At 73.1% G+C, this 10,703-nt stretch carries 12 protein-coding genes; 7 read left to right on the forward strand and 5 right to left on the reverse strand.

Features of this window, described 5'->3' with window-relative positions; all coding sequences use genetic code 11:
- Window positions 1-55: 55 nt before the first annotated feature.
- Both ACPCK6_RS14205 and ACPCK6_RS14210 read right to left on the reverse strand, forming a co-directional pair.
- Window positions 56-829, reverse strand: a complete 774-nt coding sequence (locus tag ACPCK6_RS14205; protein ID WP_396883329.1) for a M23 family metallopeptidase — start codon at window positions 827-829, stop codon at window positions 56-58.
- 251 nt (window positions 830-1,080) lie between these two features.
- The gene (locus tag ACPCK6_RS14210; RefSeq protein ID WP_423481334.1) at window positions 1,081-1,791 is read right to left on the reverse strand and encodes a M23 family metallopeptidase; all 711 of its coding nucleotides are present in this window, start codon (window positions 1,789-1,791) and stop codon (window positions 1,081-1,083) included.
- 402 nt (window positions 1,792-2,193) lie between these two features.
- Between ACPCK6_RS14210 and icmB the strand changes: the two genes are divergently transcribed.
- From icmB to sucD, 3 genes are all read left to right on the forward strand, one after another.
- A complete protein-coding gene (gene icmB / locus ACPCK6_RS14215; RefSeq protein ID WP_013288515.1) occupies window positions 2,194-2,598 on the forward strand; it encodes a coenzyme B12-dependent isobutyryl CoA mutase small subunit in 405 nt (134 codons plus the stop codon).
- Window positions 2,599-3,051: 453 nt separating this feature from the next.
- Window positions 3,052-4,230 (forward strand): ADP-forming succinate--CoA ligase subunit beta, encoded by a 1,179-nt coding sequence (gene sucC, locus ACPCK6_RS14220; RefSeq protein WP_423481335.1) that lies wholly within the window; start codon window positions 3,052-3,054, stop codon window positions 4,228-4,230.
- 2 nt (window positions 4,231-4,232) lie between these two features.
- Window positions 4,233-5,120: a succinate--CoA ligase subunit alpha gene (gene sucD / locus ACPCK6_RS14225; RefSeq protein ID WP_194801350.1), complete on the forward strand. Its 888-nt coding sequence runs from the start codon at window positions 4,233-4,235 to the stop codon at window positions 5,118-5,120.
- 56 nt (window positions 5,121-5,176) lie between these two features.
- Here the strand turns inward: sucD and ACPCK6_RS14230 are convergent, their stop codons facing one another.
- A complete protein-coding gene (locus ACPCK6_RS14230) occupies window positions 5,177-5,446 on the reverse strand; it encodes a DUF4190 domain-containing protein (RefSeq protein ID WP_423481336.1) in 270 nt (89 codons plus the stop codon).
- Between the two features lie 158 nt (window positions 5,447-5,604).
- Between ACPCK6_RS14230 and ACPCK6_RS14235 the strand changes: the two genes are divergently transcribed.
- A complete protein-coding gene (locus tag ACPCK6_RS14235) occupies window positions 5,605-6,891 on the forward strand; it encodes a cell division protein PerM (RefSeq protein WP_396883324.1) in 1,287 nt (428 codons plus the stop codon).
- Between the two features lie 102 nt (window positions 6,892-6,993).
- Here ACPCK6_RS14235 and ACPCK6_RS14240 read toward each other — a convergent pair whose 3' ends face one another.
- Window positions 6,994-7,548, reverse strand: a complete 555-nt coding sequence (locus ACPCK6_RS14240) for a DUF4190 domain-containing protein (protein WP_349880382.1) — start codon at window positions 7,546-7,548, stop codon at window positions 6,994-6,996.
- Between the two features lie 35 nt (window positions 7,549-7,583).
- Window positions 7,584-7,877 (reverse strand): CD225/dispanin family protein, encoded by a 294-nt coding sequence (locus ACPCK6_RS14245; protein ID WP_194801347.1) that lies wholly within the window; start codon window positions 7,875-7,877, stop codon window positions 7,584-7,586.
- A 179-nt stretch (window positions 7,878-8,056) separates the two neighbouring features.
- Between ACPCK6_RS14245 and purN the strand changes: the two genes are divergently transcribed.
- The 3 genes from purN to ACPCK6_RS14260 all read left to right on the forward strand — a co-directional run.
- Entirely contained in the window at window positions 8,057-8,677 is a 621-nt protein-coding gene (purN, locus tag ACPCK6_RS14250) for a phosphoribosylglycinamide formyltransferase (RefSeq protein WP_135241989.1), read from the forward strand.
- Window positions 8,674-10,248 (forward strand): bifunctional phosphoribosylaminoimidazolecarboxamide formyltransferase/IMP cyclohydrolase, encoded by a 1,575-nt coding sequence (gene purH, locus ACPCK6_RS14255; RefSeq protein ID WP_423481337.1) that lies wholly within the window; start codon window positions 8,674-8,676, stop codon window positions 10,246-10,248. Before purN ends, purH begins: the two co-directional genes overlap by 4 nt.
- 151 nt (window positions 10,249-10,399) lie before the next feature.
- Window positions 10,400-10,703: hypothetical protein (locus ACPCK6_RS14260; RefSeq protein WP_423481338.1), on the forward strand; the 304-nt coding region annotated here is incomplete at its 3' end.

Raw genomic sequence — 10,703 nt, forward strand, 5'->3', positions numbered from 1 at the left:
GGCGGGCCCGGTCCGGCTCATGGCCGGGCCGGACCCTCCTCCTGTCGTGGCGCCCTCAGCAGGCCACGTCGATGCCCCGGGCGCGCAGGAACGGCGCCGGGTCGATCTGGTTCCACATCGCGCCCTGGTGCACCTCGAAGTGCAGGTGCGGGCCGGTGGAGTCGCCGGTGGAGCCCTCGTAGCCGATGACCTGACCGGCCTTGACCGTGTCGCCCACGGCGACGGCGAGCCGGCTCTGGTGGGCGTAGTGGGTCAGGTAGCCGTTGTGGTGGTCGATGAAGACCGAGATGCCGTAGCCGTCGCCCACGTCACCGGCCTTGACCACGGTGCCCGCCGCGGCGGCGTGGATCGGCGTGCCGGCCGGCATGGCGAAGTCGATGCCGGCGTGCTGGGTGCCCCAGCGGGGCCCGTAGCAGGACGTGATGTCGGCGCCCTTCATCGGGACGACCCAGGTGGGCTTCTTCGCCACAGTCGTCTTCTTGGGCTTCGGCTTGGGCTTCGCGGTCGCCGTCTTCTTCGGCGCCGGGGTGGTAGCGCTCGCGCTCGGGCTCGGCGACGGGCTGGCCGGTACGGCGGACGGGGTGACCGGCTCACGGTCCGAGCGGTCGGCGCGGGCGGCGTCGTCGGCGCGGGCCGCTACGCCGAGGTCGACGGCGGCCGGGGTGGGGTCGGACGGGGCGGTGGTGACGACCACGCCACCGATGCCGAGGCCGAGCACTGCCACCGCGCCGGTGACCACGTAGACGGTGCGCCGGGCGAGGCGTGGGCGCCGGTGCCGGGCGGGGGCGTTGTCCGGGGTGGGGCTGCTGTGCTGCACGGGATCCTTCATCGGTTTCGAGGGGCACGTGACCTCGAAATACTGGTGTCGGTGCAGGTCGCAGCGGGTATGGGGGTGCGGAGGCGGTGGCGCGTGGCCGTCGCGGCGCGTCCGGTTCTCCACCGGCCGACCGGTTCGGCCGAAGAGACGATCTTCGGTGCGTGTGCTCCCGGTCACACTCGTTGGTGTGACGTGGCAGACATCGGCACAGACGAAACCGCCCGGACCGTGCGGTCCGGGCGGTTAAGAGGCGTTACGGAGCGTCAGGACGCGGCTGCGTCGCTGTAAACCGCCTCGACTTCGAGCTGAATGTCCACTCCGCGATCCCTGAGGAACGCAACCGGGTCCTGCGGCTGGCCCTTGACATGGATCTCCAGGTGCAGGTGGGAGCCGTAGGAGTGGCCGGTGTTGCCGACCAGGCCGAGCTGGTCGCCGGCCTTCACCTCCTGGCCCTCCTTGACCGTCACCGCGGAGGAGTGGCCGTAGATGGCCTCGCTGCCGTCGGAGTGCTGGACGATGACGGCGTAGCCGTAGCCGCCGAACCAGCCGGCCTTGGTGACGGTGCCGGCGTGGACCGCCTTGTAGGGCGTGCCCTCCGGGGCGACCAGGTCGATGCCGGTGTGCAGCTTGCCCCAGCGCATGCCGTAGGGGGACTTGAAGTCGTAGCCGTGCAGTGGCAGGAGCCACGGGTCCTGCTCGGCGACCTTGCGGTCGGAGCGGTCCGAACGGGAGGGGACGTCCGCGCTGTCGGCACGGGCGGCGGCGTCCTGGCTGGCGACCGAGGCCTGCCGGAGCTCGTCGAGGACCGACGGGTTGACGCTCTTGGCGTCGGGGAGGGCGTTCGCGCCGATGGCGACGATGCCGGCGCCGACGAACGCGGTGGTGACCACCGCGGCGTAGCGGCTCCGCGGGGGGGTGGGTACGCGGCGGCGGCCGCGATAGCGATCGGGCTCAGACGACAGGCGCTGGCGCACGCACACCCTCCGTTGTCGGGGATCCGATGCGACTCCGGACCGTTCGGTGAAGCTCTGCCGAACGTCCGGTGTCGCGTCGTCACCCGTCCGTGGACCTGATGACAACCGTGGACACGTTAGCCAACAGCCACTCCTGTCACAAGCCGAAGCGCCGAAATGCTGATTCGTTATGTCCAATTCCATCCGGCCTTGTCATATCTCGTGCCGCCGGTCGGATGGCCCTTCGACTGCCCATTCGTCGCGGACAGTGACCGAACGGCGGAGGTGTCCGGCTTTCCGCGTACCCGGGTGGGCGGTAGGGGGTCGGCTCGTTTGTGGGAAGGTCCGGCCCCGCTTCCCGCCTCCGGTCCGGCCGGGTTACCGTTCGTTCAGGTCAGGAGTGCCGGTGAAAGGTGTGCGCAGATGAGCTCTCGTATCCGGGTCGTCGTCGCGAAGCCCGGCCTGGACGGCCACGACCGGGGAGCGAAGGTGGTCGCCCGTGCCCTGCGTGACGCCGGCATGGAGGTCATCTACACCGGCCTGCACCAGACGCCCGAGCAGATCGTCGAAACCGCCATCCAGGAGGACGCGGACGCGGTCGGCCTGTCGGTGCTCTCCGGCGCGCACATGACGCTGTTCAAGCGCGTCGTCGAACTGCTCACCGAGCGCGACGCCACCGACATCGTGGTGTTCGGCGGCGGCATCATCCCCGAGGCCGACATCCCGGAGCTGGAGCGGCTCGGCGTCGCGAAGATCTTCACCCCGGGTGCCACCACCGGGTCGATCGTCGAGTGGGTACGGGAGAACGTCGCCCAGCCGGTCGGCTGACCCGCCGCGTCGCCGGCCCCCGCTGTCCGGCCCCCGCGTTCCCGGCTCCGGGCACGGGGGAGGGGCCGGACGCACCCCTCACACGCCCGGCCCCTCTATGCACGATGCCCCGCCGCCACCCCTCGACCGACAGGGCATCGGCCGCTCCCGTCGCCGCGCTTGACCAGCGCGCCGACATCACACTCAACGACGCCCCCGACGGGCGGTTACGCCCCGGTCCGGAGATCCCCCGGACGGCTGACGCCCGCGCCCGCCGGTGCGGCCGTGCCCGGGCCGGCCGGACGACGGCCTGTGCATTACCGCACACCCCGCACCCGCTCGGTTGCCGCCCGTTCCCATCTCGTTAGGCTGCGGCAAATGGCCTGTCTCATCTGATGACAGGCGTCAAACTGATTTTCCGAAGCTGGTGGCGGCGCGACGGCGCGCCGCGGAGACGGGACGGGACGCGCAATCGTGGACCTGTACGAGTACCAGGGGCGGGACCTGTTCGAGCGGCACGGCTTGCCCGTGCTCGCCGGCGGCGTCGCCACTACCCCGGAGGAGGCCCGCGCGATCGCCGAACGCCTCGGCGGCCGGGTGGTCGTCAAGGCGCAGGTGAAGGTCGGTGGCCGCGGCAAGGCCGGCGGCGTGAAGCTGGCCGAGGGCGCGGAGGAGACGGTGGCCCGGGCCACCGACATCCTCGGCATGGACATCAAGGGTCACACCGTCCACAAGGTCATGATCACCGTGACCGCGGACGTGGCCGAGGAGTACTACTTCTCGTACCTGCTCGACCGGGCGAACCGCACCTTCCTCTGCATCGCCAGCGTGGCCGGCGGCATGGACATCGAGGCGGTCGCCGCCGAGACCCCCGAGAAGGTCGTCAAGGCCCCGATCGACGCCAACACCGGCGTGGACGAGGCCAAGGCGCGCGAGATCGTCACCGCGGCCGGCTTCCCGGCCGAGATCGCCGACCAGGTGGTCGAGGTCGCGGTCAAGCTGTGGCAGGCGTTCGTGGCCGAGGACGCCACGCTCGTCGAGGTGAACCCGCTGGCCACCACCAAGGACGGCAAGCTGCTGCTCCTGGACGCCAAGGTCACCCTGGACGAGAACGCCGGGTTCCGGCACCCGGACCACGAGGCCCTGGTCGACCAGGCGTCGGTGGACCCGCTGGAGCAGGCCGCGAAGGCCAAGGACCTCAACTACGTCAAGCTCGACGGCGAGGTCGGCATCATCGGCAACGGCGCGGGCCTGGTCATGTCCACGCTCGACGTGGTCGCGTACGCGGGCGAGCGGCACGGCGGCGTCAAGCCGGCCAACTTCCTCGACATCGGCGGCGGCGCGAGCGCCGAGGTGATGGCGAACGGCCTGGAGATCGTCCTGTCCGACCCGTCGGTCAAGAGCGTCTTCGTCAACGTCTTCGGCGGCATCACCGCCTGCGACGCGGTCGCCAACGGCATCGTGCAGGCGCTGGCGCTGCTGGAGCAGCGCGGCGAGAAGGCCACCAAGCCGCTCGTCGTGCGCCTCGACGGCAACAACGCCGAGGCCGGCCGGGCGATCCTCGACGGCGCGGCCAACCCGCTGATCCAGCGGGTCGACACCATGGACGGCGCGGCCGAGCGGGCCGCCGAGCTGGCAGCTGCGGGGGTCTGACAATGGCTATCTGGCTGACCAAGGACTCCAAGGTCATCGTGCAGGGGATGACCGGTTCCGAGGGTTCCAAGCACACCCGGCGGATGCTCGCCGCCGGCACCAACGTGGTCGGCGGCGTGAACCCGCGCAAGGCCGGCACCACAGTCGACTTCGACGGCACCGAGCTGCCGGTCTTCGCGTCCGTCGCGGACGCGATGAAGTCCACCGGTGCCGACGTCACCGTCATCTTCGTGCCGCCGCAGTTCACCAAGGCCGCCGTGGTCGAGGCGATCGACGCCGGCATCGACCTGGCCGTGGTGATCACCGAGGGCGTGCCGGTGCACGACACCGCCGCGTTCTGGGCGTACAACAAGGCCAAGGGCGAGCGCACCCGGATCATCGGCCCGAACTGCCCGGGCATCGCCTCGCCGGGCGCGTCGAACGCCGGCATCATCCCGGCCGACATCACCGGCTCCGGCCGGATCGGCCTGGTCAGCAAGAGCGGCACGCTGACCTACCAGATGATGTACGAGCTGCGCGACATCGGCTTCTCCACCTGCGTCGGCATCGGCGGTGACCCGATCATCGGCACCACCCACATCGACGCCCTGGCCGCCTTCGAGGCGGACCCGGAGACCGACGCGATCGTCATGATCGGTGAGATCGGTGGCGACGCCGAGGAGCGGGCGGCCGAGTTCATCAAGGCCAACGTCACCAAGCCGGTGGTCGGCTACATCGCCGGCTTCACCGCCCCGCCCGGCAAGACCATGGGTCACGCCGGCGCGATCATCTCGGGCTCGGCGGGCACCGCCGACGCCAAGAAGGCGGCGCTGGAGGCGGTGGGCGTCAAGGTCGGCAAGACCCCGACCGAGACCGCCAACCTGATGCGGGAGCTCATGTCCGGCCGCTGAGCGGCCGAGCGACACGCCGAGGGGGTCGACCGGGCAACCGGTCGGCCCCCTCGCGCTCAGCGGTACCAGTACGGGTAGTACGAGTTGCCCCGGGCGCGCACGATGGCGCTGGCGACGATGTTGATCACACCGAACGCGATGCCCAGCCAGCCGAGCAACTGCGACCTGCCGTTGCGCCGGGCGTCGCGGATCGACAGCGCGCCGAAGACGATGCCGAGGATGCCGCAGCAGACCAGGCCGAAGACGATGCCGAGGACGCCCCAGAGCGTGGTCCGGTCCCGGCCGACGGCCGGTGGCGGCGGGGGCGGCGGATACGGAGCATGCACGGCTTCCTCCGAGCGGTCGGCACCGCGACGGGAACGGTCGCGTCTGAGGCCGAGGCTAGACCGGATCACCGCCGCCGGGCCGGGGTTCGGCGAACTCGCCAGGCAACCGACCCGGTATCGGACTGCCGTCCTTCCCGCGGCGTGCCAGAGTAGACACGATGTCACGCGTCACCCCTGACCAGCCCCGCCGTCCGGCCACCGGCCCCCCCGCCGGCGCCCGGCCGCCCGGCCGTGCCCGCCCGGCCGCGCGCGTGCCCGCGCCCCGATCGGGGGCCGAGCCCCGCAGCCGGGCCCCGCTGCCGGTCGCCGCCGGGGTGGCCGCGCTCTGGGCGGCGCTGACCTCCTGGCTGCCGGTCTCCGCCGTGCTGGGCCTCGCCCAGCTCAGCGAGGACGCCGGATCGCTCGGCGGCGCGCTCCGCGCCGGCCTGGCCGGGTGGCTGCTCGGGCACGGGGTGCCGCTGCAGACCGCCGCCGGCCCGCTCGGCCTGGCGCCGCTCGCGCTCAGCGCGCTCGCCGTCTGGCGGCTCACCCGCGCCGGGGTGCACGTCAGCCGGGCCGTCGGCGCGCGCGGCGCGGGCTCGCCGCGCCAGGCGCTCACCGTCGCGGTCGCCGTCGGCATCGCGTACGCGCTGCTCGGCGCACTCGCCGCGTTCGCCGTCGACGCCGGTGGCCTGCGGGTCTCCCCGGTCACCGCCGCGCTCACGTTCGCCGCGTTCGGCGTGTCCGCCGCCCTGGTCGGCGCGCTGCGCACCACTGGTGTCTGGGCGATGCTGGCCGAGCGCTGCCCACCGCCGGTGCGCGACGGTCTGCGTACCGGACTGGTGGCGGCGCTGCTGCTGTGCGGCGCGGGTGCCGGTGCGGCCGGGCTGGCGGTGGCCACCGGCGGCGGCGACGCGGCCGACATGATCGGGGCGTACCGGACCGGGGTGGCCGGTCAGGCGGGCATCACCCTGGTCAGCCTCGCCTACGCGCCGAACGCGACCGCCTGGTCGGCGAGCTACCTGCTCGGTCCCGGGTTCGCCGTCGGCACCGACACCGCCGTGCGGACGAGCGAGGTCTCCGTGGGCGCGCTGCCGGCCGTACCGCTGCTGGCCGGCCTGCCACGTGGCCCGATGGACGGGCTGGGTGGCGCGCTGCTCGCAGTGCCGGTGCTGGCCGCGATGGCGGCCGGCTGGCTGCTGGCCCGGCGGCTGCTGCGCGCGGCGGCCGAGGAACGGGCCGAGGTGGGCTGGCCGGCGCTGCTGCTGCCGGCCGCGCTCGCCGGACCGGTCGCGGGCGCGCTGCTGGGGCTGTTCGCGGCGGCCTCCGGCGGATCGCTCGGCGGTGGCCGGCTGGCCGAGGTCGGGCCGTCACCGTGGGCGGTGGCAGCGGTGGCCACGCTCGTGATCGGGGTGGGCGCGGTGCTCGGCGCCGCCGCCACCCGCACGCTGACCCGCACCCGCTGACGCGCACCCGTCGACGCGCACCCGCTGACGCGCCGCCTCCCGGGGCCCGGAGACGCGTCAGGGGCGCCCACCGGAAGGTGGACGCCCCTGGACGACGGACGATCAGGGCTGGGCGGGCAGGCTGACGTTGGCGACGATGCCCAGGATGATCAGGATGATGCCCAGGCCGGCGCCGATCGCGCCGCAGATCAGACCGGTCTTGGCCTGACCGTCGTTGTTGGCGAGCCCCTGCGCGGCCTTCTGGCGGCCCAGGTAACCGGTGACCGCCGCCGCGATACCCAGCGGGATGCCGAGGTAGAAGCAGCAGACCATCGGGATCGAGGCGATACCGAGGATCATGGACACGAGGCCCAGCGTGTTGTTCGGGGCCTGGCCCGCCCCGGCCGGGTAGCCGGCACCCGGGTACTGCGGCGCGGCACCGTACGGCTGCTGCTGCGCGTACGGGTCCTGGCCGTAGGCGGGCTGACCCGAGGTGGGCTGGCCGTACGGCTGGCCCGAGGTGGGCTGCTGGCCGTACTGCGGCTGCTGCCCGTACTGCGGCTGCTGGCCGTACTGCGGGGCCTGCGGCGGCTGGGCGTACGGGTCGTGCGGCTGCGCGTTCGGATCCTGGTTCGGCTGCTGGCCGTACGGGTCCTGTCCGGGGTAACCGGGCTGCATGTCTGGGTGCTCCTCAGATCGGTTCGGGTTGTCCGTCAGTTTGTGCTGCTGCCGCCGACGAGACCAGCCAGGCCGCCGAAGAGGCAACACACCACGATGAGGCCGATCCAGACCAGGCCGACGATGAGGGCCCACTTGGACCACTTCTTGGACTCGGCCGCGGCGGCCTGGGCGCCGGCGTAGTCACCCTGCTGGATCAGCGGGTTGACCTTCGACGCGTTGATGATGGCCGGGATCGCGAGCGGCCAGAACAGGAAGATCGCGACGATGGACATCGTCATGTTGTTGTCGATCTGCTGCGGCTGCTGCGGGGGGTATCCGGGCTGCATGGAGGTACTCCTCGGTCCGACGGCACGCGGCGTGCCGGATTCTTCGTGGGGGTGCGGGCCGGGCGCGAGGCCGGACACCGGGCGACCGGCAGCGTACCGCGATCACGCCACCCGGGAGGTCAACCGTTGAGCCGCCGCCCCGCGGCCGGGCCGCCTGACCTGCCCGATAGGGTTGCCCGGTGACCGAGCCCGCGTCCGTCGCCCGCCTCGTCGTCCTCGTCTCCGGTTCCGGCAGCAACCTCCAGGCGCTGCTGGACGCCACCGCCGACCCCGGGTACGGCGCCCGGGTGGTCGCTGTCGGCGCCGACCGGGACGGGATCGCCGGCCTGGACCGGGCCGCCGCCGCGGGCGTGCCGTCCTTCGTCGAGCGGGTCAAGGACCACCCCACCCGCGCCGACTGGGACAAGGCGCTCACCGCGCGGGTCGCCGAGCACCGGCCCGACCTGGTCATCAGCGCCGGTTTCCTCAAGCTGGTCGGCCCGGAGTTCCTGGCCGCGTTCGGCGACCGCTACCTCAACACGCACAACACGCTGCTGCCGGCGTTCCCCGGCATCCACGGCCCCCGCGACGCGCTGGCGTACGGCGTCAAGGTCACCGGGGCCACCCTGTTCTTCGTCGACGCGGGCATGGACACCGGCCCGATCGTGGCCCAGGTCGCCGTGCCCGTGCAGGACGACGACGACGAGGACACGCTCACCGAGCGCATCAAGTCCGCCGAGCGGCGCCAGCTCGTCGAGCAGGTCGGCCGCCTGGTCCGTGAAGGTTGGACGATCACCGGCAGAAAGGTCACCATCCCGTGAACGCCACTGAGGACGCCGGCCGCCGCCCGATCCGGCGCGCGCTGGTCAGCGTCTACGACAAGACCGGCCTGGCCGAGCTGGCCCGCGCCCTGCACGAGGCCGGCGTGGAGATCGTGTCGACCGGGAGCACCGCGTCGACGATCTCCGGCGCCGGGGTGCCGGTGACGCCGGTCGAGCAGGTCACCGGCTTCCCGGAGATCCTCGACGGGCGGGTCAAGACGCTGCACCCGAAGATCCACGGCGGCCTCCTCGCCGACCTGCGCAAGGACGCGCACGCCGCCCAGCTCGACGAGCACGGCATCGCCGGCATCGACCTGCTGGTCTCCAACCTGTACCCGTTCCAGGCCACCGTCGCCTCCGGCGCCGGCACCGACGAGTGCGTCGAGCAGATCGACATCGGCGGCCCGGCGATGGTGCGGGCCGCGGCGAAGAACCACGCCTCGGTGGCGGTGGTGACCGACCCGGCCGCGTACCCGGCGGTGGTGGCGGCGCTCGCCGAGGGCGGCTTCACGCTGACCCGGCGCCGGGCGCTGGCGGCCCGCGCGTTCGCCGACATCGCCGACTACGACGTCGCGGTGGCCGACTGGTTCGCCGGCACCGTGTCGCCGGCCGAGGACGGCTGGCCGGAGTTCGCCGGGCTGGCGCTGCGCCGCCAGGCGGTGCTGCGGTACGGCGAGAACCCGCACCAGGCGGCGGCGCTCTACACCGACCCGGGCGCCCCGGCCGGGCTGGCCCAGGCCGAGCAGCTGCACGGCAAGGAGATGTCCTACAACAACTACGTCGACGCGGACGCCGCCTGGCGGGCCGCCAACGACTTCCCGGACCAGCCGGCGGTGGCGATCATCAAGCACGCCAACCCGTGCGGCATCGCCGTCGGCGCGGACGTGGCCGAGGCGCACCGCAAGGCGCACGCCTGCGACCCGGTCTCCGCGTTCGGCGGCGTGATCGCGGTGAACCGGCCGGTCGACGCGGCGATGGCCGGCCAGGTCGCGGAGATCTTCACCGAGGTGCTGGTGGCGCCCGGCTTCGACGAGGACGCGCTGGAGCTGCTGCGGACCAAGAAGAACCTCCGCCTGCTGCGGGCGCCCGAGTTCGCCGTACGGCCCGCCGAGTGGCGGCAGGTCAGCGGCGGCGTGCTGGTGCAGACGCGGGACGCCGTCGACGCGCCCGGCGACGACCCGTCCGGCTGGACGCTCGCGACCGGCGACCCGGCCGACGAGGCGACCCTGCGCGATCTGGCGTTCGCCTGGCGGGCGGTCCGCGCGGTCAAGAGCAACGCGATCCTGCTGGCCCGCGACGGCGCCACGGTCGGTGTCGGCATGGGACAGGTGAACCGGGTGGACTCGGCGCGGCTGGCGGTCAGCCGGGCCGGTGACGAGCGGGCCCGCGGCTCGGTCTGCGCCTCGGACGCGTTCTTCCCGTTCGCCGACGGCCCGCAGATCCTCATCGACGCCGGGGTCCGGGCGATCGTCCAGCCCGGCGGCTCGATCCGGGACGAGGAGACCATCGCGGCCTGCAAGGCGGCCGGCGTGACCATGTACCTCACCGGCACCCGGCACTTCTTCCACTGACGAGTCCGGGCGTGACCGTCCGGGTGCGTCAGTCGTCCACACGACTGGCGTACCCGGACGCCGGGCCGTTGCCCGCCGCCGGAGGCGGTTGCTAGCGTGTGCGCGGCGCCGATCGAGCGTCTCCGCTGTCCGTGAGACCGGCAGGTGTGCCATGCGCGTTCGCGACCGGTTGACCGCCGTCGTCGTCACGCTGGCGTTCGTCCTGGCCGGACTGGGAGCGGCAGCCGCACCCGCCGTCGTCGCTCCGGCCGCCGTCTCGGTGAGCGCCGTCTCGGCGAGCGAGACGAGCCCTGTCGCGCCGCGTACCGCGTACCCCGGAATCTCCTGGTCGGAGCTCGCCGCCGGGCCGTGGCACGACCACGGCGGCGGCCTCGGCTACGCCGACGGACCGGACGACCTGGCCCCGGCCGCGCTCCCGCGCGTGGCCGGTCCGGCCGTGCCGGAGCCCGTCGTGC

It is taken from the genome of Micromonospora sp. AB353, from assembly GCF_049538395.1.
Taxonomy (GTDB): domain Bacteria; phylum Actinomycetota; class Actinomycetes; order Mycobacteriales; family Micromonosporaceae; genus Micromonospora; species Micromonospora aurantiaca.

Coding starts and splice junctions, on each gene's coding strand:
- icmB (WP_013288515.1), top strand. CDS start 2,194: ATGAGCTCTCGTATCCGGGTCGTCGTCGCGAAGCCCGGCCTGGACGGC.
- ACPCK6_RS14240 (WP_349880382.1), bottom strand. CDS start 7,548: ATGCAGCCCGGTTACCCCGGACAGGACCCGTACGGCCAGCAGCCGAAC.
- ACPCK6_RS14235 (WP_396883324.1), top strand. CDS start 5,605: ATGTCACGCGTCACCCCTGACCAGCCCCGCCGTCCGGCCACCGGCCCC.
- sucD (WP_194801350.1), top strand. CDS start 4,233: ATGGCTATCTGGCTGACCAAGGACTCCAAGGTCATCGTGCAGGGGATG.
- ACPCK6_RS14245 (WP_194801347.1), bottom strand. CDS start 7,877: ATGCAGCCCGGATACCCCCCGCAGCAGCCGCAGCAGATCGACAACAAC.
- ACPCK6_RS14205 (WP_396883329.1), bottom strand. CDS start 829: ATGAAGGATCCCGTGCAGCACAGCAGCCCCACCCCGGACAACGCCCCC.